Below are 24675 nucleotides of genomic sequence, written 5' to 3' on the forward strand. Positions count from 1 at the left end.
CTGAGCGATTTCGGATGAAATGGAACATTTCATGGCCCGGAAATCACGGCGCGACAAAGGACTAAACCGCCACTTTGATCCTATCGAAATCGGACGGCGTCTAGACCAAAACAGGCCGCCGATCTACGGACCGGCGGCCTGTTTGTGAAGCATTTCCAGCCCTTACCGGGCCAGCCAAGCGGATTATGCGGCTTCCAGCTCGTCCTCGTCGGCATTCTGGACCGGACCGGAATCCTGACCCTTGGCCGAAACGTCGCGGTCGACCAGTTCGATGATCGCGATCGGCGCGGCGTCCGAAGCGCGGAAACCGGCCTTGATGACGCGGGTGTAACCGCCGTTGCGGCTCTTGTAGCGCTCGGCCAGCACGTCGAACAGCTTGGTGAGCTGCGCATCGTCCATCAGGCGGCTGTTCGCTAGACGACGGTTGGACAGGCCGCCCTTCTTCGCCAGCGTAATCAGCTTCTCGACGTAGGGACGCAGTTCCTTCGCCTTCGGGGTGGTGGTGAGGATCTGCTCATGCTTGATGAGCGAAGCCGCGAGGTTGCGGAGAAGCGCGGTGCGATGCCCGGCGCTGCGCTGCAGCTTGCGATGACCAACCTTGTGACGCATGTCTTTTTCCTTCGTTCGTTAAGGGACCGTATCAGGTATCCCAGACCAGGCGGTTTTGAAGGGACCGCCCATTTTCCCTGCTTCGTCACCCCAGCGCAGGCTGGGGTCTCATGCCGCCAAATATGACCTGGTGGCCCGAGATCCCAGCCTGCGCTGGGATGACGGTTGTTGTTATCCGAGCAGTTCCTGCTCCAGCTTCTTGGCCATTTCCTCGATATTTTCAGGCGGCCAGCCGGGGATGTCCATGCCAAGGCGCAGGCCCATGGACGACAGCACTTCCTTGATTTCGTTCAGCGACTTGCGGCCGAAATTCGGGGTGCGCAGCATCTCCGCCTCGGTCTTCTGAACCAGATCGCCGATATAGATGATGTTGTCGTTCTTGAGGCAGTTGGCCGAACGGACGGACAGTTCCAGCTCGTCCACCTTCTTGAGAAGGTAGCGGTTGATGGTGTTCGTGTCGCTCTCGCCTTCGGAAGCCGACGAAACGGCGCCGCCGCCGATCGAGGGAGCCGCTGCGGGCAGCGCGTCCTCGAAATGGACGAAAAGCTGCAACTGGTCCTGAAGGATGCGCGCGGCATAGGCCACGGCGTCTTCCGGGGTCACGGTGCCGTCGGTCTCGACGGTCAGCGACAGCTTGTCATAGTCCAGTTCCTGGCCGACGCGGGTATTGTCCACCTTGTAGGCGACCTGACGGACCGGCGAATAGAGCGCGTCGATCGGGATCAGGCCGATGGGCGCGTCCGCCGGACGGTTGGCGACGGCGGGGACATAGCCCTTACCGACGTCAGCGGTCAGTTCCATGTTGAGGGTCGCGCCCTCGTCCAGGTGGCAGATGACCAGGTTCGGGTTCATCACCTCGATGTCGCCGGACACGGCGATGTCGCCGGCCTTGACTTCCGCCGGGCCGGTCGCGGCCAGTTGCAGGCGCTTGGGGCCTTCGCCCTCCATGCGCAGGGCGATCTGCTTCACGTTGAGCACGATGTCGGTCACATCCTCGCGCACGCCGGCGAGCGAGGAGAATTCGTGCAGCACGTTCTCGATCTTGATCGAGGTCACTGCCGCGCCCTGCAGCGACGACAGAAGTACGCGGCGCAGCGCGTTGCCGAGCGTCAGGCCGAAACCGCGCTCCAGCGGCTCGGCGACGAACGTCGCCTTCCGCTTGCCTTCGCCGCTGACCTTGATCTCAAGGGCGTTCGGCTTCTTCAATTCCTGCCAGTTCTTCATGTTGACAGTCATGTAATTCCCCTGGGAATGTGGCCGGAACCGCTCTGGTGGTCCTTGGAAGCTCCGGCCGGTGCAAAATGTGGAGGGTGGCGCGTCCGCCGCCCCCGGTAACGGCTGGAACTGTTAAACGCGACGGCGTTTGGAAGGACGCACGCCATTGTGCGGGATCGGCGTCACGTCACGGATCGAGGTGATGGTGAAGCCAACCGCCTGCAGCGCGCGCAGGGCCGATTCACGGCCCGAACCCGGACCCTTGACCTCAACCTCCAGGGTGCGGACGCCATGCTCGGCCGCCTTGCGGCCCGCATCCTCGGCGCAGACCTGCGCGGCATAGGGGGTCGACTTGCGCGAACCCTTGAAGCCCATCATGCCGGCGGAGGACCAGGAGATCGCGTTGCCCTGGGCGTCGGTGATGGTGACCATCGTGTTGTTGAAGCTGGCGTTCACATGCGCGACGCCGCTGGAGATGTTTTTGCGCTCGCGCCGTTTGATGCGCTGAGGTTCACGTGCCATTTGCTAAATCCTACTCGAAACCTTGAGGAAAGCTGCGTCCAGACCCCGGACGGGGCCGCGCGGCTTACTTCTTCTTACCAGCGATCGGCTTGGCCTTGCCCTTGCGGGTGCGCGCATTGGTGTGCGTGCGCTGGCCGCGAACCGGAAGGCCCTTACGATGGCGCAGGCCACGATAGCAGGCGAGGTCCATCAAACGCTTGATGTTCATCGCCGTCTCGCGGCGCAGGTCGCCCTCAACCGTCAGGTCGGCGTCGATCGCTTCACGAATTTGAAGCACTTCGGCGTCAGAAAGGTCCTGGATACGGCGGCTCTGGTCGATGCCCAGCTTGGTCGCGATGTCCACGGCGGTCTTGCGGCCGATACCGTGAATGTAGGTGAGCGCAATGATAACGCGCTTGTTTGTGGGCAGGTTAACGCCCGCGATACGTGCCATGTAGTCTAGTCTCCTGCTCCACGGGGCGTGTGGCCTTGCCCCATCTCAAAGCTTCCATGACCCCGGACGCAAAAAAGACGGCCAGCGCGCTGCGCTGCCGGTACCAAGCGTGTCGGGATGGGTTGCCCTTACTGAGTCGGGCGTGGGGTGTCAAGCGGGCGGCGGGGAACCACCCGCTTCTCCACGTGTTCCAACCCCCGCCCCGCATCAGGCAAGCGGCGGGCGGATGGGGGACCAGCCAATGCAGCGTATAGCATGTCACGCCAGCCCTGTCGCCCTCTCTACCGCTCTCTCCGCCGCCCTCTGCTTCTGCGCGCTCCTCGCCTGCGCAGTACCGGTCAGCGCCCAAACCTCCCATGACCAGCCGCTGCGCGATCTCTGCGCTGACCGGCCTGGCCTCGACACCCCGCCATGCACTGTGGACAAGGGACATCTGGTGGTGGAGACCGGCCTTGGCGACTGGACGCATGAGAAGGACGCGGATACGCGAACCAGCACCCTGATCGCCGGGGATCTGCTCCTGCGGCTCGGCGTCACGGATGATATGGAGGTGCAGGCTGGATGGACCGCCTTCGGCCATGTCCGGGAGCGTGACCGCGAAACCGGCGCCCTCACGCATCGCTCCGGCTCCGGCGACCTGACGCTCGCCGTCCGCCAGAACCTGCGCAATCCCGACGGGTCGGGCTTTTCCGCGGCCATCATGCCCTATGTCACGCTGCCCACGGGCGGTCAGACCATCGGAGCGGGCGACACGGCCTTCGGATTGCTCATCCCTCTCAGCTTCAGCCTGAGCGACCGCATCACCCTCAGCCTGACGCCACAAGCCGACGCCGCCGTGGATGAGGATCGCAATGGCCGCCATCTCGCTTATGGCAGCGTCGTGGGCCTTGGCGTCGATCTTACGGACAGACTGACCGGCGCGCTGGAATTTCAGGCCACTCGCGACGATGACCCCTCCGGCCGTATGACCCAGGCCCTGGCCAGCCTCTCCTTCGGCTGGCAGCCGGGCGACGCCATGCAGTTCGACATTGGCGGCGTCGCCGGCCTCAACCATGACAGCCTGGACGCGGAAATATATGCAGGCATAACCCGCCGCTTCTGACCGATTGCGCGTGATCCCGCCGTCTGTTATAACATTTGTATGAACAAGCCGCTGAAACTCATCAAGATCGGCAATTCGACCGGCGTCATCCTCCCAAAAGAGGTGCTGTCGCGCCTGCGTGTCGATCTCGGAGACGATGTTTATCTGAGCGAAGCGCCGGATGGCCTGCGCCTGTCGGCATCCGATCCCGACTTTGAGAAGATCATGCAAAGCGCAGAGGACATCATGCGTAAGGATCGCGACATCCTGCGTGTTCTGGCAAAATGACGGAGACCGAAAGGCGCGAGCCTCGCTGGATCGCGCAGGATATCATCCTTGCCGTACATGATCGGCAACTTGCCGAACATGGCGGCGGATCGGGCATCCGTGACCAGGGCTTGCTCGAATCTGCTCTTGCTCGCCCGCTCAATCGCTGGAGCTATGGCGAGGATGATCTCGCGACGCTGGCCGCCTGCTATGCGTTCGGCATCGCACGCAACCACCCTTTCGTCGATGGGAACAAACGTACGGCCTGGGTCGCAGCGCGACTATTCCTGGTGATCAACGATGCGACGCTCATCTTCGAAAAAGCGGATGCGATCGCCACGATGCTCGCCCTCGCATCCGGCGATCTGCCGGAGGACGAACTCGCCCTCTGGTTCCGCGAGCGGCTGGCATAGGAACAAGACGAACGCCGAGCTGGTCAAAATTCAGTGCAGATGGAGCCGAAAAGTGGGATTTTTGAGCACCGGAGCGCAGCGTACTTAAGGTACGTGAGCACCGGAGCGCAGAAAATCGCGCTTTGCAGGCCCATATGCGCTGAATTTTGACCAGCCCTAGCCGGTCATCCGGCGCAGCACGCCATCCTTCAGCACGAAATGGTGGCGTAGCGCCGCGCCGATATGCAGCAGCGCGAGCAGGCCGAACAGCAATCCCAGCACCCCATGTCCGCCGCGCGATATGTCGACGATGGCCTCCCCCTTCGTCACGCCGAACTTGGGGATGTCGAACAGCCAGAACCAGGTCAGCGGGCGGTCTCCGGCGGAAGTCATGACCCATCCCGTCAGCGGCACGATCAACAGCAGGGCATAGAAAGCGAAATGCGTGGCGTTGGCCGCCAGCTTCTCCCAGGCGGGCATGGCCGATGGCAGGGGCGGCGCGGGATGCGACAAGCGCCAGACGATCCGCGCCAATGTCAGGAACAGGATGGTGATCCCCGCCGCCTTGTGCAGCGGCATGACCGGGAACGCCTTGCCCAGTGCGTCGTGGAATATCCCGCCTATTATGTTGAAGATCACCAGCACGGCTATCGTCCAGTGAAGCCAGCGCGCCACCTGGCTGTAACGGACGGTGTGATCTTCAATCATGCGCGCCTCATTCCTTTTCCGGCCCTCCCCCTGTCGAACGGCCGGGACGATCTTATGCTCCATTACCTCCGGGAAAAGGGGCCATCCGTCAAAGATACTTTCGGTCGGTTCACACCCCGGCGCATCTGGCAAGATGCGCGACATATTGGGTGCTTTTCCCACCGCGCAGATAGTGACAAACGAAACTATATTGCCCATATAGGCAGGGATGGCTGCTGACTCTCCCCCGCCTCCCGGCGCCGCCGCCGACTGGACCGTGCCTCAGGCGTGGGACAGCTACACGCCCGCTGAACATGCGATGTGGGACAGGCTGTTTGCGCGCCAGTCCGCAATGCTGCCGGGCCGCGTGACGCCGGCCTTCCTGGATGGCCTGGACGTGCTGCGCATGACCCGGCCGGGCATCCCGAATTTTGAGGAGTTGAACGACCGGCTGATGCAGCGGACCGGCTGGCAGGTCGTCGCCGCGCCCGGCCTTGTTCCGGACGCCGTGTTTTTCGATCATCTCGCCAATCGCCGTTTCGTCGCCGGGCGCTTCATCCGCACGCCGGAACAGATCGACTATCTGGAGGAGCCGGACATCTTCCATGATGTGTTCGGCCATGTGCCCCTGCTCGCCCATCCGGTCTTTGCCGATTATATGCAGGCCTATGGCCAGGGCGGCCTGCGCAGCCTGGGCTTCGGCGCGCTGCACAAGCTGGCCCGGCTTTACTGGTACACGGTGGAGTTCGGCCTGATCCGCGAGGATGGCGGCCTGCGCCTCTATGGCGCGGGGATCGTGTCGTCCTTCGGCGAGTCCAAATTCGCGCTGGATGATCCGTCGCCCAACCGGATCGGCTTTGACCTGAAGCGCCTGATGCGGACGAAATACCGGATCGATGATTATCAGCAGAGCTATTTCGTCATCGACAGCTTCGACGATCTGCTGCGCCAGACGATGGAGACGGACTTCGCCCCGCTTTATGCCGAGTTAGAGGATAGCGACGATCTGGAACCGGACGCCCTTCTTCCCGATGACCGGGTGATCACGCGCGGCACGCAGGCCTATGCCCTGGCGAAGGCGGCGGAATAACCGGCAAGCCGCGCTGCGCGTGATATTTGCCCGTGATATTTGGATGACAGGCCCTTAAGCATTTGCCATCTCTTTCGCATGAGGGAGAAGGAACTGAGGCTGGCGCTGGTCTGCTATGGCGGGGTCAGCCTCGCCATCTACATGCACGGCATCACCAAGGAAATCTGGCGCCTCGCCCGCGCCAGCCGCGCCTATCATGACGGCCTGCCCGCGCCGGACGGCAGCGGCGCGGTCTACCGCCGGATACTGGAGGATGTCGAGCGGGAGACCGGCACCCGGCTCCGCATCCTGCCCGATATCATAGCCGGGGCCAGCGCAGGCGGCATCAACGGCATCTTTCTGGCGCAGGCGATAGAGACCGGCCAGTCGCTCGAACCGCTGACCGACCTCTGGCTGAAAAATGCCGATGTCGACCGGCTTCTGGACCCGGACGCCCGGCCCGGCGCGCGGCTCACCAAATTCTGGGCCGCCCCCCTCGTCTGGATGGCCGCGCGCCGCCCCGGCGACACGGTGGAGCGCACGGTCGCCCCCGACACGCGGGAGGAAGTGCGGCAGAAGCTCTCCAATTTCATCCGCTCCCGCTGGTTCGAGCCGCCCTTTGGCGGGGCGGGCTTCACCGCCATGCTGCTGGAGGCGTTCGACGCGATGGCGGAAACGCCCTGCGACCTGCCGCTGCTGCCGCCCGGCCACCCGCTCGACCTGTTCGTCACCGTCACGGATTTTGAGGGCTATCCCGAAAGCCTGACCCTCAACAGCCCCGCCCATGTGATCGAGACGGAGCATCGCCTGACCATCGGCTTCCGCGCGCGCGGTGCGGAGGGCAGCCGCACCCTGGCGGACCCCGCCGAACTGGTGTTCGCCGCCCGCGCCACCGCCAGCTTCCCTGGCGCCTTCCCGCCCTTCACCGTGCGGGAACTGGACAAGGTGCTGGCGGACAAGGAACGCGCCTGGCCCGGCCGCGCGGACTTCCTCGCCCGCGCCCTGCCCCGGCACACCGTGCTCGGCACGGCGGAGGACGCGATCCTGATCGACGGATCAGTGCTCGCCAACGCCCCCTTCGCCCCCGCCATCGGCGCGCTGCGCAGCCGCCCGTCCCGGCGGGAGGTGGATCGCCGCTTCGTCTATATCGATCCCAAGCCCCGGCACCGCAGCATCCGCCTGACCCGCTCGGGCGAACAGGAGCCGCTGAAAGAAGGCGAGCATCCCCCGCCCCCCGGCTTTTTCCGCACGATCTTCGGTTCGCTGAGCGACATCCCGCGCGAACAGCCGATCCGCGACAATCTGGAGGCGATTGAAAGCCGCTCCCGCCGGATCAGGCGCATGCGCCGCATCACCGATGCGCTGCGCGAACAGATTGAGCAGGATGTCGAGGCCGCCGTGGGCCGCAGCCTGTTCCTCAACCGCCCCACGCCCGCGCGCCTTTCCGGCTGGCGCGCCAAGGCGCAGGGCCGCGCCGCGCAGGCCGCCGGTTTCGCCTATCCCGCTTATGGCCATCTCAAGCTGTCGGGCATTGTCGAGGATATCGCCGACCGGCTGTTCCGCCTGGGCGGGGACGGCAGCGGGATGATGCGCGAGCAATATCGCCAGGCCGTCTGGGCGCATATCCGCGAGGAAGGGATCGACCAGATCCGGGAGGATGCCGGCGGCGGCGTGAAGTCCAACCTCATCCTGTTCTTCCGCGCGCATGACTTGGGCTTCCGCGTCCGCCGCCTGCGCTTCCTCGCCCGCCGCCTCACCGACACGCTGGAGATTGAAAGCGCGGCGGAAAGCGACGCCGTAACCGCCCTGCACGACGCCATCTATGACGGCCTCGCCCTCTATCTGGAGTGCGAGGCGAGCGACTATTATGGCCCGGACGTCACCTACGCCGCGCGCGCAGCCCTGGACGACCCGGCGCGGGCGATGGCCGCGCTGGCCGACTCCCGCGACCTGCGCACCAAGGATGAGCGGACCGACATCATGCTGTCAGAGGCGCTCTGGGGTCTGCCGAAGGATGAGCGGCGGCTGATGCTCCTCGCCTATCTGGGCTTCCCCTTCTACGACATCGCCACCCTGCCCTTGCTTCAGGGCGAGGCGCTGGACGAATATGATCCGGTGAAGGTCGATCGCATTTCGCCCGAAGATTGCTCCGCCCTTCGCCCCGGCGGCGCCGACACGACCTTGAAAGGCATAGAATTCAATAATTTCGGCGCATTTTTTAGCAGGGCCTATCGGGAAAATGACTATCTCTGGGGCCGCCTGCATGGTGCGGAGAGGCTGATGGATATCGTGATTTCGGCTCTGCCTGCCGGAGCGCAGCTTTCCCCCGAAACAATCGCCGGATATAGGAAACGCGCCTTTAACGCGATCCTGGATGAGGAGGAGGAGAGGCTGAGCCTGACGTCGGACTTGATTGCGAGCCTGCGAAGGGAAATCGGGTGAGCATCCGCCTGTGGGGGGCGGTCCTGCCCGCATTGTCCTGCGCCCTGCTGCTGCCTGCCTGCACACCATCCCCGGCGGAAAAGCCCGCGGAGACGGAGCGCGGGTCTGCGCCATCGCCGCATGCCCTGTCCGCGGCCGGTCCATCCGCCGCCGAACCTGCGGAGGACAGCCCCGCCCCGCCCCCTCTGCCGAAGGTGACGCCCGCCGAAGTCGCGTTGGAGGAGCCGCTGCCGCCCCTGAAAACGCAGCCCAACGCCTTCCTGCCGCCGCCCGTCACGACCACCCTGCCGCAAGACCTGCCGCCGGGGGAAGGCGCCGCCGATCCCACGCCCTTCCCGCCCGCCGTCACCGCCTTCATGATCGACCGGGACGGTTGCGACCATTTCCGGGGCGAAGAAGCCTATGACGCCGACCGGGCGGCATTCCTTGAGGAAAATCTGCGGCAGCTTTGCACGGGCACCGACGCCCGCCTCGCCGCCCTGCGCGGCCGCTACGCCGGAAACCCGGACGTGATCGCCGCCCTCGCCCATTATGAGGACAGGATAGAGGGCGGCGCGGAATAGACAGGCCCGCAGAGAGGCTGAAGGGGGAGGAAGATTTGCCGGGAATAACAAGGTCGGTCGGCGACGGCGGCGACAATGACAGGGCGGACGTCGCACAGGTGCAGACGCTGCTCAACGCGGTCATCGGCCTTTTGGGCCTCGCGCCGCTCGATGCGGATGGGCTGTGCGGCAAGGGGATGATCGCCGCGATCAAGGCGTTCCAGTTCCGCTTCACCGGCCTCACCGCGCCTGACGGACGCATGGACCCCGGCGGCCGCACCTTCCTGAAGCTGCAGAGCGCCGCCGCAGCCGCCGCGCAGCAGCCCCCGCCAAAACCCGCCACCAAGCTCAGCGGCGCTGACTGGTGGAGGGCCAATCAGGGCAAATATGCCAACAGCGCCGCCCTGTCCGACCTCGCCCCCGCTTTCCGCGACAAGGCGAAGCGCTTCGTGGCCGCCCTGCGCGACGCGGGCGCCACCGTGACCATCGGCGCCACCCGCCGCAACCAGACGCGCGCCTGGCTGATGCATCACTGCTTCATGATCGCCAAAGGGCAGATGGAGCCGGCCGACGTGCCCCGCAATCCCGCCTGCGACATTGTGTGGGACCATGGCGACCCCGCCAAGTCGCGGCGGGGCGCGCAGGAAATGGCCGACCTGTTCTCGATCGTCTACCTCCCCTCGCTCACCTCGCGCCATATAGAGGGCAATGCGATCGACATGACGATCGCCTAGGCTGGAACGCTCAAAATCAAGGATGGGGGCGGCAACCGCGTCAGCCTCGACGCCCCCCGCACCGGAGACAACCGCGCGCTTCACAAGGTCGGCAAGAGCTATGGCGTGATAAAGCTCCTGTCCGACCCGCCGCACTGGTCATCGGACGGGCACTGAAGGCAGGCGGAGCATCTCTGGGCTGTTCTAGCCCACTCCGTTCCGGCTGAGCTTGTCGAAGCCCTGTCCTTATTTTTCAACGCTGCCGAGAAGGACAGCCCTTCGACAAGCTCAGGGCGAACGGTATTGGAGAATAAAAGTCCTCCCCCGCACCGCCCATCAATCGCTGAACATATCCTTCAGCTTGCTGAAGAAGCCGGTGGAGGCCGGGCATTCGTCGCCCGTCTCGGTCTCGCGGAACGCTTCCAGCAATTCGCGCTGGCGCGATGTCAGCTTGGTCGGCGTTTCGACATCGACCTGGATCACCATGTCGCCAAAGCCGCGGCTGTTCAGCACCGGCATGCCCGCGCCGCGCTGGCGCAATTGCTTGCCGGACTGGATGCCCGCGGGGATCGCGATCTTGTGAACCTGCTTGTCCAGCCCCGGCACCTCGATCGTACCGCCGAGCGCCGCCGTCGTGAAGCTGACGGGCGCGCGGCACAGCAGGACATTGCCCTCGCGCTCGAAAATCGGATGCCGCTTGATGTGCAGGAAGATGTAGAGGTCGCCCGGCGGCGCGCCGCGCGCGCCCGCCTCGCCCTTGCCGGACAGGCGGATGCGGTTGCCCTCATCCACGCCGGCGGGGATATTGACCTCCAGCGTCTTGTGCTGGTCGACGCGCCCCTCGCCCCGGCATGACCGGCACGGGCTGTCGATCACCTGGCCCGCGCCATGGCAGGACGGGCATGTCCGCTCGACGACGAAGAAGCCCTGCTGCGCCCGCACCTGCCCGCTGCCGCGGCAGGTCATGCACGCCTTGGCCTTGGTGCCCGGCTGCGCGCCGGTGCCGTCGCACGGTTCGCAATTTTCCGAAACCTCGATCTCGATCTGGGTGGACTTGCCCGCAAAGGCTTCCTCCAGCGTGATCTCCATGTCGTAGCGCAGGTCCGCGCCGCGCCGGTTCGCCTGCTGGCGTCCGCCACCGCCGAAACCGGACTGGCCGAATATCGTCTCGAAAATATCGCCAAGGTCGGAAAAGCCTCCCGCGCCGCCAGCGCCGAAGCCGCCCGGTCCGCCGCCACCGCCATTTTTGAAGGCGGCGTGGCCGAAACGGTCATAGGCCGCGCGCTTCTGCGGGTCTTTCAGGCATTCATAGGCCTCGCTGACGGCCTTGAACTTGTCCTCGCTGTCGGCGCATCCCCCGGTCTTGTCCGGGTGATATTTCATCGCCATCCGGCGGTACGCGCTCTTGATGGTGCCGGCATCCGCCGTGCGCTCCACCTCCAGCAGTTCGTAAAAATCGATTTCGGTGTTCATTCAGGCCCCCGCCCGCTTGTCCCGCCACCCTTAAAAAGGAAAGATGGCGGGAAAAGGGCTTAAGCTTACGCCTTGTTGTCTTCGTCCACTTCGGAGAATTCGGCGTCAACGACATCATCGTCGGCCGCCTTGGTTTCACCGGCTTCCTCGCCTGCGGGCGAAGCGGCCTGCGCCTGCTCCTTCTCGTAAATCGCCTGGCCCAGCTTCATGGCGACCGTGGCGAGTTCCTGCGCCTTGGTCTTCATGGCTTCGGGGTCGCCGCCCTCGACGGCCGCCTTGGTGTCCGCGATCGCCGCGGCGATTTCCGACTTCAGCGATTCGTCAACCTTGTCGCCATGCTCCTCAAGCTGACGCTCGGTGGTGTGGATCAGGCTCTCGGCGTTGTTCTTCGCCTCGGCGCCTTCGCGCTTCTTCTTGTCCTCGTCGGCGAAGCGCTCGGCGTCCTTCACCATCTGGTCGATGTCCGCGTCGGACAGACCGCCAGAGGCCTGGATCTTGATCTGCTGCTCCTTGCCGGTGCCCTTGTCGCGCGCCGACACGTTGACGATGCCGTTGGCGTCGATGTCGAAGGTGACCTCGATCTGCGGCACGCCGCGCGGTGCGGGCGGGATGCCGACCAGGTCGAACTGGCCGAGCAGCTTGTTGTCCAGCGCCATCTCGCGCTCGCCCTGGAACACGCGGATCGTCACCGCCTGCTGATTGTCGTCAGCGGTCGAATAGACCTGCGACTTCTTGGCCGGGATCGTCGTGTTGCGGTCGATCATGCGGGTGAACACGCCGCCCAGCGTCTCGATGCCCAGCGACAGCGGCGTCACGTCGAGCAGCAGCACGTCCTTGACGTCGCCCTGCAATACGCCCGCCTGGATCGCCGCGCCCATGGCGACGACTTCGTCCGGGTTGACGCCGGTGTGCGGCTCCTTGCCGAAGAATTCCTTCACGGCCTCGCGCACCTTGGGCATGCGGGTCATGCCGCCGACGAGCACCACTTCGCTGATCTCGCTCGCGGATACGCCGGCGTCGGCCAGCGCCTTGCGGCAAGGCTCCATCGTGCGCTTGATCAGGTCAGCGACCAGCTTCTCCAGGTCGGAGCGCGTGATCGTCTTGACCAGATGCTTCGGGCCGTTCTGGTCAGCGGTGATGAAGGGCAGGTTGACCTCGGTCGTCTGCGCCGACGACAGCTCGATCTTCGCCTTCTCCGCCGCTTCCTTCAGGCGCTGCAGGGCCAGCTTGTCCTTGGTCAGGTCAATGCCCTCGGCCTTCTTGAAGTCCTCGGCCAGGAACTCGACGACCTTGGCGTCGAAATCCTCGCCGCCCAGGAAAGTGTCGCCGTTGGTCGACTTCACCTCGAACACGCCGTCGCCGATCTCCAGCACGGAAATGTCGAACGTGCCGCCGCCAAGGTCGTATACGGCGATGGTCTTGCCGTCCTGCTTCTCCAGGCCATAGGCCAGAGCGGCCGCGGTCGGCTCGTTGATGATGCGCAGCACCTCAAGACCGGCGATCTTGCCCGCATCCTTGGTCGCCTGACGCTGGGCGTCGTTGAAATAGGCGGGCACGGTGATGACGGCCTGCGTGACGGTCTCGCCCAGATAGCTCTCGGCGGTCTCCTTCATCTTCTGCAGGATATAGGCGGAAATCTGCGACGGGCTGTAATCCTCGCCACCAGCCTTCACCCATGCGTCGCCATTGGGGCCGGAGGTGATGCTGTAGGGGACAAGCTCCATGTCCTTCTTGGTCAGCGGATCGTCGAAGCGGCGGCCGATCAGGCGCTTCACTGCGAAAACCGTGCTTTCCGGGTTGGTGACGGCCTGGCGCTTGGCCGGCTGGCCGATCAGGCGTTCGCCATCCTTGGCGAAGGCGACGATGGAGGGCGTCGTGCGCGCGCCTTCCGCATTCTCGATAACCTTGGGCTTGCCGCCATCCATGACTGCGATGCAGCTATTCGTCGTGCCCAGGTCGATACCGATAACTTTTGCCATTTCTTCCTCGTTTAACCCCAAATGCGTTCAGCGGTTGACGGCTCCGCCCCGCAAAGAGCGCCAGGCGCGGTCACCGTTCGGGTCTCGATATAGGCGCGCTTTTCCTTGGCACAAGGATGTATGATGATTAGGCAGTCCGGCGACCGGAAACGAGACAGTTGGAGTCGATGAAATGGGCGCTTTCAGCAGAATATCCGCGGCATGCGCGCTATTGGCGTCAACCCTGCTGCTCGCCGCCTGCGCCGACCCGCCGCCGCTTTATGTCGATCAGGCGTGGGTGCGCCTGTCCGCCAACCCGGATTCGCCCTCGGCCGGCTATTTCGTCGTGCATGGCGGCCCCGCGCCCGTGGCCCTGCGCGGCGTGATGTCGGACTATGCGCAGCGGATCGAAATGCATGAAAGCATGGCGATGGGCGGCATGATGACGATGAAGCCCGTGGACAAGGTGGACATCCCCGCCAGCCAGACCGTCGCCTTCGCGCCCGGCGGCAAGCATATCATGCTGTTCCGCATCAACCAGAATGCCGTGACCCAGGGCAAGATTCCCCTGACCTTCCTCTTTTCCAACGGCGACCGCATCCAGTTCGACGCGATGATCCAGAAAACCGGCGAACCGGCTCCTGCGGCGAAGGAAGGCGGATCGGGTCACGCAGGCAATGCGAGCGGCGCGGCGCACTAAGCCGCCCCTCCTCCGTTCGGGCTGAGCTTGTCGAAGCCCTGCCCTTTCTTTGACTTAGAGAAGGACAGTCCTTCGACAAGCTCAGGACGAACGGTTAATAGGATGCCGGTGAACACCACCCGCCCCCTCACCTCGGATGAACGCGCCCTCGCGGCCTCCATCTTCGGCGACGCCATCGATTATGACGCGGTGCGCATTCACAACCGCAAATGGTGGCCGCTTCAGCCCAAACGCATCACCATGGCCCCGGACGGCGACCTGTGGTTTCATCCGGCGAACGGGCTGTTCTGCGACGATTTCTGCGCAAGTCCGATGGAGCATCAGGGCCTGCTGATCCACGAAATGACTCATGTGTGGCAGGCGCAGCGGTCGGGCAAATACTGGCTCCCGTTGATGCGCCACCCCTTCTGCCGCTACAATTACACGCTGGAGCCGGGCAAGCCCTTCGCCCGCTACGGCATAGAGCAGCAGGCCGAAATCGTCCGCCACGCCTTCCTGCTGCGCCAGGGCGTCCGACTGAAGAACAGACCCCCACTGGAGGTTTATGAAGCGGTGCTGCCGTTTTAAGGCTTAACGTCATCCCAGCGTAGGCTGGGATCTCGTGAGGCTTGGTCGCGCGTCACGGGCTGAGATCCCAGCCTGCGATGGGATGACGCCGATGATATCAGCCCCTACCCGCCATCCTTGACGCCCGCACCAGCCGCATCACCATCGCCCGCAGGCTGCGATAATTGGCCCGGTGGTAGGATGTGCCCTCCGGCATCGCCGCGATCAGCCGCCTGTGCGCCTCACCCAGCGCATGATAGGGCAGGCCGGGCAGCAGATGGTGGATCGCATGATAGCGCAGGCCCACCGGCGCCCACAGCACGGGCAGATATCCCGGCGGCGGCACGTTCACGCTGTCGAGATATTGCGCGGTGATGCTCATCTCCTCGCCGTCATTCTCCCACAGATGGGCGACCAGCGTGCGCACCTGATTGACGATCATCGCGCCCGAAAGCACCGCCAGATAGACGAGGAACGCGCGCACCGGCACCACGCCCGCCGCCACCAGCGCGATCAGGCCGACGCTCCACAGGCTCGCCACGCCCTCCCACAGCGCCCAGGACCGGCGGAGTTTCGCGTCCGGCGCGGGACGGCGGAACTGCGGATTGATCGCCAGCGCCGAATATTTCTCCATGACCGCCCCGCGCAGGCGCGGCGACAGCAGCGACAGCGGCACCAGCACGGCATGGCGGATCAGGAAGCCGATGGGGGCGAGCGCCGCCGCCGCCATGAACACCGCCAGCGTCCCCGTCCGCATGCGCGAGAGCGGCAGATATTCGGGATCGTCCACCGTGCCATATCGCGCGCGATGATGATGCAGCGTATGCACGCCCTCATACATGAAGGACGGGATCATCAGCGGCACGCCCGCGATCAGGTTCCATACGGTATGAAATCCCGGCACGGCGTCCGGCTTCAGGTGCGAAATCTCGTGAATGAAGCTGCTCGCGCGATACAGCAGCAGCATCGCCGCCAGCGCGCCCGCAATCGCCACACCCATGGAGGGCGCGGTCATCGCCACGAACAGCCCGGCATAGCCCAGCGCCGCCGAAAACAGCATATCGGTCCAGTAGATTGCGGGCTTGGCGCGACTCAATTCCTGATTGAGCGCGGCCGCCGCGCGCAGCAGCGCCTTATCCTCATAGGATCGTGGCGGAAGCGCCGGTTTCCCGGACGCCGCGCCGCTATCAAGTTCGCTGAAATACATGCCGACCTACATAATGTTTGACGGCCGTTTAAACAAACTTTGGGGTGAGAATGAGGCAGATTTGGGCGAGGAACGGACGCGCCCCCGGCGGATCGGGAATGGCTCGGCCAATGGATCGGCCACCGGATCAGGGCGCCTTGGGCATCTCGAAACGCACCATGGCGCTCTGGACTGACGGCACGGCCGCGCCCGCCGCGTTCCGCGCCGGCGCAGGCTTGTAATCCTTGGCCAGCGCCTCGCACGCCGCCGGTCCCAGGGCCTCGACGGTCTGCATGAACCGCCGCCTTTCCCCGGCCATTGACGCGCAATGGCTGATCGCGCCGGTTTCATCGACCAGGAATGCAACCCTGGCATAGGCCGGACTGGTTGCGCCGCCGGGCAATGCATCGACCGCGACGGCCAGTTTCGAACGGTCGGGCCGCCGCGAAGTATTGCCGGGCATCAGGAAGCTCGCCACGCCTTCATGCCGGGCGAACGCCGGCCTGCCCTGATCGTCCTTGGCGGGCTGGAAACGGGCGCTTTTCATGACGATGTCGCATACCTTGCGGTCAAGATCGCCATTCTCCTGCGTTTCGCAGCGAATGGCCGCGCCATCGGGCGAGACGTCGATCATATAGGCGATGAAGCCCCGGTCGGCGACTGCGAGAGCCGTTTTCGGATGCTCCTTGCTGGTGAACCAGGTGTTAGGCTCGACGGGAGCAGCGGGCGCGAGCGCGCCTGCAAGCATGATGGATAACAAGGCTGTCATGGCAAGCGCCTCCCCCTACGCAATCACGTCCACTGGCGCGCCGCATGGCATTGTCCATGGCCGATGACAATGACGATCTGCGGGGGAGATTTATGGGGGAGATTTGCGGGGCGGCGTCCAGCGCTGCCGGATGGCCGGACGCCGCCCGCCTGAACCGCTTTATTTCCAGTCGAACGCCAGCGGCGCTTCCTTGAAGGCGAAGCGGTCCAGATGTTCGGCGACCACGCCCTTCATCCGGTCCAGCACCGCCGGGTCCTCCGCATCAATCGTGACGCGCAGGCTTCCCGCCTCCGCCACCATCGTCGTCAGCGCTTGCGGCAGGGCCACGGTGCCGCGCTGCGCGTCGAACGTGACGTCGAACTTGTGGCCCCAATGCTTGCACAGTTGCTGCAGGTAACGGCTGCCGCTTTCCGTCGGCACGCTTGCAGTGGTGGTCGCCATCATTTCAGCCTTTCGATCTTGGCGGCCGCCTCGTCGATCAGGGCGGCGACCTCCAGCATGGTGTCGGCATCCGCGCCTTCCTTTTCAAGGCGTCCGCGCAGGGCCATCTTCAGATTTTCCATCGCGCGGCGGATCGGCGCGCCGTCGGTGCGCTCGCTCATCTTCGCCAGCGTCTCCAGCCGGCTCATCGCCTCCAGCGCCGCATCGCGATTTTCCAGCAGATGCGCCTTGCCCGCGTCCGTAATGGCGAACAGCTTGCGCGTGCCCTCTCCGGGCTGCTCCTCCGCCAGTCCCATGTCGGACAGCAGGGTCAGCGTCGGATAGACGACGCCGGGGCTGGGCGCATAGGTCCCGCCGCTCAGCGCCTCGATCCCGCGGATCAGGTCATATCCGTGCCGCGGCTCGTCATCGATCAGCTTGAGCAGCACCAGCTTCAGCTCGCCCGCGTCGAAAACCCGGCGGCGGCCCCTGCCAAAAGGCCCTCCGCCCCCAAAGCCGCCGCCATGGCCATGGCGTCCGCCGCCGAAGCCGCCCCTACCAAAACCGCCACGCCCGAAGCCGTCCGGGGCGCATCCGCGCTCCCGCCCCGCCTCATGGGCAAATCCGTGGCCATGTCTGTGGCCGTGCATATGAAATCGCATGAGTCTCTTTCCAATATGTTTCATGATGCAGCTTAGATATATCTTATTGCAGAATGTTCAAGATATATCTTCGATATTTTTATTGGTGCTTTTGCTATGCAATAGCATTTTGCGCCTCGCACGCGCCAAACGCAATAAAAACGGCGGCAATCCATGGGGATAGCCGCCGTTTGCATCGTTCAAAAAAAGCGGAACACCGTCGCGTTCCTCGTCGCATTCAGGGCGCTTTCGCAACCCCGACCATCGCCGGGCGCAGCAGCCGGTCCTTGATCATATAGCCGGCCTGCATCTCCTGGACGATCGTGCCGGGCGCCTTGTCGGACGGGATTTCGACCATCGCCTGATGCTTGTTGGGGTCGAGGATCTGGTCCAGCGCCTCGATCTTCTCAATGCCATTCTTGCGGAACGTGCTTTCCAGTTCGCGGCCGGTCGCCTCCAGGCCGATGACCAGGCCCTTCATCTTGTCGTCGTCGCGCATTTCCGCCGGGATCGCCGCCAGGGCGCGGGACAGATTGTCCGCCACCGAGAGCATGTCGCGCGCAAAGGCCGTCGCGGCATAGGCCCGTGCGTCCTGCAATTCCTTCTCCAGCCGCCGCCGCACATTCTGCGTATCGGCATGGGCGTAGAGCACGTCCTGCTTGGCGGTCGCCAGTTCATTTTCCAGCGCAGTCAGCTTGCTTTCCAGCTCGTTCAGCGCCGTATCGGTTTCCGAAACTTCCGCCGCGTCATCGATCACGGCGTCGGGCTGGTCGTTGTGGATGTCTTTATTATCTTCGCTCATCTCATCAGTCTCGACAGGGTCTGTGCAGTGAAATCCACCATGGGTATCACGCGGGCATAGTTCAAGCGCGTGGGGCCGATCACGCCGACCACCCCCAATACCCGGCCGTCACCCCCACGGTAAGGGGCGGCTATGACGGAGGAACCCGAAAGAGAAAAGAGCTTGTTTTCCGAACCGATGAAGATTTTGGTGGCGGTTCCGGCCAGCGCGCTTTCCAGCAGGCGGGAAATTTCCTGCTTGCCCTCCAGTTCATCCAGCAATTGCCGCACCCGCTCCAGATCGGCCGAAGCGGTCTCGTCGATCAGGTTCGCCTGCCCCCGCACGATCAGCACCGGCCGGTTTTCCATGTCCGATGACCAGATGGCGATGCCGCGCTCGACCAGCTCCCGCGCCGCGCCGTTGATCGCCGCGCGGTCGGCGTCCAGTTCCGCGCGCAACCGCAGCCGCGCCTCGCCCAGCGTCAGGCCGGACAGCCGCGCCGACATATAATTCGCCGCCTCGTTGAGCGCGGAGGGCGTCACATTGTCGGGCAGGTCCACCACCCGGTTTTCCACCGACCCGTCCTCGCCCACCAGCACGGCGAGCGCCTGATTGCGGGACAAGGGCACAAAGCCGAACTGCCGCATCACCGGTTCGCGCTTGGGCACCATGACGATGCCCGCACAGGCCGACAGGCCGGACAGCGCCAGCGTCGCCGCGGACAGCGCCTCCTCGATCGGCCCACCATCCGACAGCCGCGCCTCTATCGCCCGCCGGTCCTCGGCCGAAGGCTCCGCCGTCTGCATCATCCCGTCGACGAACAGGCGCAATCCGCTTTCCGTCGGCATCCGCCCCGCCGAGGTGTGCGGCGCGGCGAGCAGGCCAAGCTCCTCCAGATCCTGCATGACGTTGCGGATGGAGGCCGGCGACAGGTTCAATCCGGCAAGCTTGCTGATCGTGCGCGATCCCACCGGCGCGCCGGTGCCCAGATAGCTTTCCACCACAACGCGGAAAATATCGCGGGCGCGGCTGTTAAGTTCAGTGATCGGCGTGATGGACATCAATGCTCATGTAGGGGGCAATGGCCGATCACTCAATCCGCCCTTATCGCCCGATCCTCCGGGACAGAAAGAGCATGCCCAGCCCCAGCAGGGCCAGACCGGCGCCGCGCCATGCCCAGGGACGGGCGTCAATCATGAAGCTGCTCTCCGGCCAGTGGACAAGGCCAAGCCCCTGCCCGATCCACAACAGCCCCGTCAGCAGGCAGACCATTCCCAAAATCCGGCACAGCCGCTTCACAATCGCCATCACGCCCTCCTCAACATGCTTGGGCCATGATTAGGCTATTTTCCGGCCGTCAGCATCTTTTCGATGTCCAGGATCTTCGGGACGGCCCGCACCGCCTCCCGCAGCTTCGCGTAGCGCGCATCGAAACAGCCGGAATAGAAATCCAGCTCCGTCTTGTCCTGTCCGGCACGCGTCCACACAATCTCGTAACCGGGCATGTCCGTCGCGGCGCGCTGGCAATTCTCGCCCTGCGCGATCCGCTTCTGCTTGCCGGTCAGCGGCCGGAAAGGCGCAAAGGCGTCACGCAGGCGCTTATATTGCAGCGGGGTGACGGCGAAACGGGTCTCGCCCGGAACGGAAGTGTTCCTCTGCGGGATCAGCACGCCCGACCCGTTGGGGTTCACCGTGACGCTGTAGACCGGGCAGACGCCGAAGCAGGGACCGGCGGAGAACCGGATGGTGTCCGCCTTCGCGACCGGCTTATCGGCCTTCGGCGCGGTCGCGCATCCCGAAAGGATCAGCATCGCCAAACCCGCCGCCATTATTTTTGTCATGCTGATCTCCTGCTCCACCCGCCTTGTCCGGCGCGGCCCCTGTATCAAGCCTTAACTCGTCACGCCTCAACTCATCGGGCCTTGCCTGATCGCGCCTCTACTGGCTTCGCCGCCTTTTTCTCAAGGCCCACTGGCAAGACGCCACCGACGGCGCTAAGCCCCCGCCAGTTTAACTGGAGTAAAGACCTATGCGCCCATCCGGCCGCGCCCCCGACCAAATGCGCACCATCACCATGGAGCCTGATTTCACTGTCCATGCAGAGGGCTGCTGCCTCGTCAGCTTCGGCCAGACGCGCGTGCTCGTCACGGCCTCGGTCGAGGAGCGCGTGCCGCCCTTCATGCGCGGCAAGGGCGAAGGCTGGGTGACGGCGGAATATGGCATGCTGCCCCGCGCCACCCACACCCGCGGCCAGCGTGAGGCGGCCAAGGGCAAGCAGTCGGGCCGCACCCAGGAAATCCAGCGCCTCATCGGCCGCTCCCTGCGCTCGGTCATGGACATGAAGAAGCTCGGCGAGCGTCAGATCACTCTCGACTGCGACGTCATCCAGGCCGATGGCGGCACCCGCACCGCGTCGATTTCCGGCGCATGGGTCGCGATGCGCATCGCCGTCGACAAGCTGCTCGCCTCCGGCGCGATCAAGGAGGACCCGATCCTCCAGAAGGTCGCGGCGATTAGCTGCGGCATCTACAAGGGCACGCCCGTCCTCGACCTCGACTATGACGAGGATTCGAATGCGGAGGCCGACGCCAACCTGATCCTGACCGGCGACGGCAAGTTCGCCGAAGTCCAGGCGACCGCCGAAGGCGCGACCTATGACGAGGAGGAGCTTCTGCGCCTCCTGCGGCTTGCCCGTATCGGCTGCACCCAGATTTTCGCGGCGCAGGACAAGGCTACCGGGCGTTAATCGGCGGCCATCGTCAAATATAGTGCTCCTGCGAAAGCAGGAGCCTAGGGTCATCGGGAGCGATTGCGCACTCTAGGCTCCTGCGTTCGCAGGAGCACAACAAGAGTAGGATAACAAACATGACAGACAATGCCGGTAACGAGCAAGCGATCCGCAAGCTGAAGCCCGGCAAGCTGGTCATCGCCAGTCACAATACCGGCAAGGTGCGGGAAATACAGGCGCTGCTCGGCCCCTATGGGATCGAGCCTGTATCCGCCGCCGCGCTCGACCTGCCCGAACCGGAAGAAACCGGCACGACCTTCGTCGCCAATGCGGAGTTGAAGGCGATGCAGGCCGCCGATCTGTCCGGCCTACCCGCTCTCGCCGACGACAGCGGGCTATGCGTTGAGGCGCTGGGCGGCGATCCCGGCATCTTCTCCGCCCGCTGGGCTGGGCCGGACAAGGATTTCGGCCTTGCGATGCGCCTGGTTCATGAAGCGGTGGAGGCGAAGGGACCGGATGCCGGGCATGACGCTCATTTCGTCTGCGCCCTCGCCCTTGCCTGGCCGGACGGCCATGTCGAGGTGTTTGAAGGCCGGGTCGACGGCGCCCTCGTCTGGCCCCCGCGCGGCGACAAGGGCTTCGGCTATGATCCCATATTCCAGCCCATCGGCCACGATATCAGCTTCGGCGAGATGGACCCGGACGCCAAGCACGCCATGAGCCATCGCGCCGACGCCTTCGCCAAGCTGGTCGCGGCGGCATTCTAGCGCGGATCATATAAAGCCAATCCACCCGGCCTCCATTCAGGCGGAGCGAGGCTGGAGCCTTAGACCTCGCCCAGGGCTAACGATTGGATTTCGGGCGCTATACCCTAAGGCTTCCCGGCCGTGGCGTTCTGGCCAAAGACATTGCCCGGCGGCGAATAGCGGCAGACCAGATAATCATCGTCGCCATTGGAGGCGAGGCCGCAGCCCACCGCCGTCGTGCTGCGCCAGATCACCTGCGTATAATGCCCCACATCGCGCCAGTCGCCGGTCGTGCTGATGTCCGGCAACACCGCGCGGGGGCGGTAATAGCGCTTCTCATTCACCCAGCTCGCCGCCATCTCGGCATAGGTGAAGCCGCCTTGGGACCCCATCCACAGATTTTCGCCCTGCGGCTTCGATCGCTGCGCCTTGCTGCTATGCTTGAACGTCCGGCTCCGCGCCAGCACGCGGGCATAGGCCCCCGCTTCGTTCGCCAACGCCTGGTCCCAGACAAGCGGCGGCACGTCCGCCGCCGCCCGCGCCCGGTTGTGGGCCGTCAGCATATGATATTTCAACAATCCCTCGCCGCGCGGCTGCGGCTTGTCCGGATTGTACCAGCGGTCCCGGACATCGCGCTGCAAATCCGTCTGCGCCTGCGCGGGAAAAGCGGCGAGCGCCAAGAATGTTGGCCAATATTTCGAAATGCGCTTAAGGAATCCGCCCGTCATGGCCGAAGCCCCTACCCTAGCCCCGATGAACAGCGGCCGAACCGGCGCGCCTTTAGCGCTCTATATTCATTGGCCTTTCTGCGTCTCCAAATGCCCCTATTGCGACTTCAACAGCCATGTGCGCGACAGCGTGGACCAGGCGGCATGGCAAAGCGCGCTGCTGGCGGACATGGCGCATGAGGCCGCGCTCACGCCAGGCCGCCGCTTATCCTCGATCTTCTTCGGCGGCGGCACGCCCTCGCTCATGCCCCCGCAAACGGCCGCCGCGCTTATCCAGGCGGCGGAACGGCATTGGGGTTTCGCGCCGGACATAGAGATCACGCTGGAGGCCAATCCAAGCTCGGTCGAGGCGGCGCGTTTCGCCGATCTGGCGTCCGCGGGCGTCAATCGCGTGTCGCTCGGCCTGCAGGCGCTGGATAATCAGGCGCTGCGCTTCCTCGGTCGCGCCCATGACGTGGAGGAGGCCCTTGCCGCCCTCGATCTGGCGCAGGCGACGTTCGGCCGCGTCACCTTCGACCTGATCTATGCCCGCCCCGGCCAGAGCGAAGCCGAGTGGGAAGCGGAGCTGGCGCGCGCGCTCGGCTTCGGCACCGGCCACCTCTCGCTCTATCAACTGACCATAGAGCCGGGCACCCGTTTCGAAACCATGGTGCGCCGGAACGACTTTATCCCGGCGGACCCTGATCATGCCGCGACGCTGTTTGAACTGACCCAGGCCATGATGGAGGGCGCTGGCCTGCCCGCCTATGAAATCAGCAATCATGCGCGCGCCGGGCAGGAAAGCCGTCACAACCTCACTTATTGGCGATATGGCGATTATGTGGGGATAGGACCCGGCGCGCACGGCCGCCGCGATGCAATGGCCACCCTGCGCCACCGCAAGCCGGAAAACTGGATCGATGCCGTTGCCCGCAACGGTCACGGACTGAAAAGCGAGGAGTCGCTGTCCGCCTCCGACCGCGCTGCCGAAGCGCTGCTGATGGGACTGCGCCTGCGCGAAGGAGTCGATCTGGAAAGGATCGGCGAACAAACCGGAATGACGAAGGCCCAGCTTGTCGATGCGCAGGCGATCGGCCGGTTAGGCGCCCTCGGCCTGCTGAAAGAAGATGGCGGCCGCCTGCGCGTCACCTCCGCCGGGATGCTCCTGCTGGACGCCGTCCTGCCGGAGATCGTCGTGGCGGACGGCCGGTCTACAGGTGCATGAAGTCGCGCGTGTAGCTCTGCATATGGGCGCCGCCGTCCACATACAGCACCTGCCCCGTCACTGCGGTCGCATTGGCCAGATACAGTACGGCCTCCGCAATCTGCTCCGCCAGCGGCAGGCGTCCAAGCGGCATGGCCTTCGCCAGATCCTGCATCTGATCGTCCGAATAATCGGGCGTCGCGATCGTCAGGCCGGGGGCCACCCCGTTGACGCGGATTTGCGGGGCAAGTTCCCGCGCGGCCACCTGAGTCAGTCCGGCCAGCGCCATCTTGGACAGCGTATAGGATAGCTGGTCGCCATGCGGCTGCGCGATCCGCTGATCCAGGATGTTGACGATGCAGCGATCCGTCGGCCCCGCCGGCACCATGGCGAACGCCTTGGTCAGCAGGGTCGGCGCGGCGCAGTTCACGGCATAATGCTGCATCAGCGTGTCCGGCGTGACATTTTCCAGCCTGTCCTGCCCGAAGATCGCGGCGCTGTTGACCAGCAGGTCCGGCGGGCGGCCAAAGGCCGAGGACACATTGGCGATCAGTTCGTCGGCCGCTTCCAGATTGGTGAAATCCGCGACAAAGCCCTGCCAGGCCGTGTTGTTCTCCTCGAACAACTGCGCCATTCCACCATCCAGCAACGTGTCGTGGCTGCCATGGATGGCAAGGGTGAATCCGGCCTTCGCCAAAGCGGCGGCAATGATGCCGCCCAGCCGCCTGTGCCCCCCGGTGATCAGCGCCAAACGCCTTCCCGAAACCGGCAGGCCGGAAGTCACCTCCTGCGCGGCTGGCGCGCGGAGCGGACGATATGTGCCCCCATCTTCACTCACGCGCCG

The 24675-nt window shown here is 64.6% G+C and carries 29 protein-coding genes; 12 read left to right on the forward strand and 17 right to left on the reverse strand.

Annotated features, from left to right (window positions below; all coding sequences use genetic code 11):
* Window positions 1–183 precede the first annotated feature (183 nt).
* From rplQ to rpsM, 4 genes are all read right to left on the reverse strand, one after another.
* Complete coding sequence (rplQ, locus tag KFK14_RS15970) at window positions 184–609, reverse strand: 50S ribosomal protein L17 (protein ID WP_212608341.1); 426 nt, start codon at window positions 607–609, stop codon at window positions 184–186.
* Window positions 610–780: 171 nt separating this feature from the next.
* On the reverse strand, window positions 781–1845 hold the full coding sequence (locus tag KFK14_RS15975; protein WP_070156649.1) for a DNA-directed RNA polymerase subunit alpha: 1065 nt from the start codon (window positions 1843–1845) through the stop codon (window positions 781–783).
* Between the two features lie 111 nt (window positions 1846–1956).
* On the reverse strand, window positions 1957–2346 hold the full coding sequence (gene rpsK / locus KFK14_RS15980) for a 30S ribosomal protein S11 (RefSeq protein WP_070156650.1): 390 nt from the start codon (window positions 2344–2346) through the stop codon (window positions 1957–1959).
* A 64-nt stretch (window positions 2347–2410) separates the two neighbouring features.
* A complete protein-coding gene (rpsM, locus tag KFK14_RS15985; RefSeq protein ID WP_070156651.1) occupies window positions 2411–2779 on the reverse strand; it encodes a 30S ribosomal protein S13 in 369 nt (122 codons plus the stop codon).
* 241 nt (window positions 2780–3020) lie between these two features.
* Between rpsM and KFK14_RS15990 the strand changes: the two genes are divergently transcribed.
* The 3 genes from KFK14_RS15990 to KFK14_RS16000 are packed head-to-tail and all read left to right on the forward strand — an operon-like array spanning window position 3021 to window position 4540.
* On the forward strand, window positions 3021–3881 hold the full coding sequence (locus tag KFK14_RS15990; protein ID WP_212608342.1) for a transporter: 861 nt from the start codon (window positions 3021–3023) through the stop codon (window positions 3879–3881).
* A 39-nt stretch (window positions 3882–3920) separates the two neighbouring features.
* The gene (locus tag KFK14_RS15995) at window positions 3921–4148 is read left to right on the forward strand and encodes an AbrB/MazE/SpoVT family DNA-binding domain-containing protein (RefSeq protein ID WP_212608343.1); all 228 of its coding nucleotides are present in this window, start codon (window positions 3921–3923) and stop codon (window positions 4146–4148) included.
* A complete protein-coding gene (locus KFK14_RS16000) occupies window positions 4145–4540 on the forward strand; it encodes a type II toxin-antitoxin system death-on-curing family toxin (protein ID WP_212608344.1) in 396 nt (131 codons plus the stop codon). Before KFK14_RS15995 ends, KFK14_RS16000 begins: the two co-directional genes overlap by 4 nt.
* A 156-nt stretch (window positions 4541–4696) precedes the next feature.
* On the opposite strand, the gene KFK14_RS16005 is transcribed toward KFK14_RS16000, so the two are convergent.
* Window positions 4697–5227 carry a cytochrome b gene (locus tag KFK14_RS16005; RefSeq protein ID WP_212608345.1) on the reverse strand — a complete coding sequence of 177 codons (531 nt, stop codon included), beginning with the start codon at window positions 5225–5227 and terminating at the stop codon, window positions 4697–4699.
* 208 nt (window positions 5228–5435) lie between these two features.
* Between KFK14_RS16005 and phhA the strand changes: the two genes are divergently transcribed.
* The 4 genes from phhA (at window position 5436) to KFK14_RS16025 (ending at window position 9993) form a co-directional block, all read left to right on the forward strand.
* Entirely contained in the window at window positions 5436–6296 is an 861-nt protein-coding gene (gene phhA / locus KFK14_RS16010; RefSeq protein ID WP_212608346.1) for a phenylalanine 4-monooxygenase, read from the forward strand.
* A 78-nt stretch (window positions 6297–6374) separates the two neighbouring features.
* The gene (locus tag KFK14_RS16015; protein WP_212608347.1) at window positions 6375–8717 is read left to right on the forward strand and encodes a patatin-like protein; all 2343 of its coding nucleotides are present in this window, start codon (window positions 6375–6377) and stop codon (window positions 8715–8717) included.
* The gene (locus tag KFK14_RS16020; RefSeq protein ID WP_246524669.1) at window positions 8714–9280 is read left to right on the forward strand and encodes a hypothetical protein; all 567 of its coding nucleotides are present in this window, start codon (window positions 8714–8716) and stop codon (window positions 9278–9280) included. Before KFK14_RS16015 ends, KFK14_RS16020 begins: the two co-directional genes overlap by 4 nt.
* A gap of 35 nt (window positions 9281–9315) precedes the next feature.
* The gene (locus KFK14_RS16025; protein WP_212608348.1) at window positions 9316–9993 is read left to right on the forward strand and encodes a peptidoglycan-binding domain-containing protein; all 678 of its coding nucleotides are present in this window, start codon (window positions 9316–9318) and stop codon (window positions 9991–9993) included.
* Between the two features lie 315 nt (window positions 9994–10308).
* On the opposite strand, the gene dnaJ is transcribed toward KFK14_RS16025, so the two are convergent.
* Both dnaJ and dnaK read right to left on the reverse strand, forming a co-directional pair.
* Window positions 10309–11445 (reverse strand): molecular chaperone DnaJ, encoded by a 1137-nt coding sequence (gene dnaJ / locus KFK14_RS16030; protein WP_070156140.1) that lies wholly within the window; start codon window positions 11443–11445, stop codon window positions 10309–10311.
* Window positions 11446–11510: 65 nt separating this feature from the next.
* Window positions 11511–13424, reverse strand: a complete 1914-nt coding sequence (gene dnaK, locus KFK14_RS16035) for a molecular chaperone DnaK (protein ID WP_070156141.1) — start codon at window positions 13422–13424, stop codon at window positions 11511–11513.
* A 172-nt stretch (window positions 13425–13596) separates the two neighbouring features.
* Between dnaK and KFK14_RS16040 the strand changes: the two genes are divergently transcribed.
* Both KFK14_RS16040 and KFK14_RS16045 read left to right on the forward strand, forming a co-directional pair.
* Window positions 13597–14103 carry a copper chaperone PCu(A)C gene (locus tag KFK14_RS16040; RefSeq protein ID WP_212608349.1) on the forward strand — a complete coding sequence of 169 codons (507 nt, stop codon included), beginning with the start codon at window positions 13597–13599 and terminating at the stop codon, window positions 14101–14103.
* 108 nt (window positions 14104–14211) lie between these two features.
* A complete protein-coding gene (locus KFK14_RS16045; RefSeq protein ID WP_246524670.1) occupies window positions 14212–14670 on the forward strand; it encodes a vgr related protein in 459 nt (152 codons plus the stop codon).
* Between the two features lie 97 nt (window positions 14671–14767).
* Here the strand turns inward: KFK14_RS16045 and KFK14_RS16050 are convergent, their stop codons facing one another.
* The 8 genes from KFK14_RS16050 to KFK14_RS16085 all read right to left on the reverse strand — a co-directional run bounded on the left by KFK14_RS16050 (window position 14768) and on the right by KFK14_RS16085 (window position 20287).
* Window positions 14768–15856, reverse strand: a complete 1089-nt coding sequence (locus KFK14_RS16050) for a fatty acid desaturase family protein (protein ID WP_212608351.1) — start codon at window positions 15854–15856, stop codon at window positions 14768–14770.
* Window positions 15857–15983: 127 nt separating this feature from the next.
* Entirely contained in the window at window positions 15984–16604 is a 621-nt protein-coding gene (locus tag KFK14_RS16055) for a hypothetical protein (protein ID WP_212608352.1), read from the reverse strand.
* Between the two features lie 159 nt (window positions 16605–16763).
* Window positions 16764–17045: a DUF2218 domain-containing protein gene (locus tag KFK14_RS16060; protein WP_212611193.1), complete on the reverse strand. Its 282-nt coding sequence runs from the start codon at window positions 17043–17045 to the stop codon at window positions 16764–16766.
* Window positions 17045–17674, reverse strand: a complete 630-nt coding sequence (locus KFK14_RS16065) for a PadR family transcriptional regulator (protein WP_212608353.1) — start codon at window positions 17672–17674, stop codon at window positions 17045–17047. The genes KFK14_RS16060 and KFK14_RS16065 overlap by 1 nt, the downstream gene beginning before the upstream one ends.
* A gap of 229 nt (window positions 17675–17903) precedes the next feature.
* Entirely contained in the window at window positions 17904–18467 is a 564-nt protein-coding gene (grpE, locus tag KFK14_RS16070; RefSeq protein WP_070156147.1) for a nucleotide exchange factor GrpE, read from the reverse strand.
* Window positions 18464–19507 (reverse strand): heat-inducible transcriptional repressor HrcA, encoded by a 1044-nt coding sequence (gene hrcA, locus KFK14_RS16075; RefSeq protein ID WP_212608354.1) that lies wholly within the window; start codon window positions 19505–19507, stop codon window positions 18464–18466. The genes grpE and hrcA overlap by 4 nt, the downstream gene beginning before the upstream one ends.
* A gap of 43 nt (window positions 19508–19550) precedes the next feature.
* A complete protein-coding gene (locus KFK14_RS16080) occupies window positions 19551–19754 on the reverse strand; it encodes a hypothetical protein (protein ID WP_212608355.1) in 204 nt (67 codons plus the stop codon).
* A gap of 35 nt (window positions 19755–19789) precedes the next feature.
* Window positions 19790–20287, reverse strand: coding sequence for a DUF6438 domain-containing protein (locus tag KFK14_RS16085; RefSeq protein WP_212608356.1), 498 nt, complete (start codon window positions 20285–20287; stop codon window positions 19790–19792).
* A 188-nt stretch (window positions 20288–20475) separates the two neighbouring features.
* Between KFK14_RS16085 and rph the strand changes: the two genes are divergently transcribed.
* The gene (gene rph, locus KFK14_RS16090; RefSeq protein WP_212608357.1) at window positions 20476–21192 is read left to right on the forward strand and encodes a ribonuclease PH; all 717 of its coding nucleotides are present in this window, start codon (window positions 20476–20478) and stop codon (window positions 21190–21192) included.
* Between the two features lie 119 nt (window positions 21193–21311).
* A complete protein-coding gene (rdgB, locus tag KFK14_RS16095; RefSeq protein WP_212608358.1) occupies window positions 21312–21941 on the forward strand; it encodes an RdgB/HAM1 family non-canonical purine NTP pyrophosphatase in 630 nt (209 codons plus the stop codon).
* A gap of 104 nt (window positions 21942–22045) precedes the next feature.
* Here the strand turns inward: rdgB and KFK14_RS16100 are convergent, their stop codons facing one another.
* Complete coding sequence (locus KFK14_RS16100) at window positions 22046–22648, reverse strand: CAP domain-containing protein (RefSeq protein WP_212608359.1); 603 nt, start codon at window positions 22646–22648, stop codon at window positions 22046–22048.
* On the opposite strand from KFK14_RS16100, the gene hemW reads away from it, so the two are divergent.
* Window positions 22647–23852, forward strand: coding sequence for a radical SAM family heme chaperone HemW (hemW, locus tag KFK14_RS16105; protein ID WP_246524672.1), 1206 nt, complete (start codon window positions 22647–22649; stop codon window positions 23850–23852). The genes KFK14_RS16100 and hemW overlap by 2 nt on opposite strands.
* On the opposite strand, the gene KFK14_RS16110 is transcribed toward hemW, so the two are convergent.
* Window positions 23839–24669 (reverse strand): SDR family oxidoreductase, encoded by an 831-nt coding sequence (locus KFK14_RS16110; RefSeq protein WP_070156193.1) that lies wholly within the window; start codon window positions 24667–24669, stop codon window positions 23839–23841. The two genes, hemW and KFK14_RS16110, sit on opposite strands and share 14 nt — an antisense overlap.
* Window positions 24670–24675: the final 6 nt, after the last annotated feature.

Origin of the sequence: Sphingobium phenoxybenzoativorans (assembly GCF_018286635.1) — a bacterium.
GTDB lineage: Bacteria > Pseudomonadota > Alphaproteobacteria > Sphingomonadales > Sphingomonadaceae > Sphingobium > Sphingobium phenoxybenzoativorans.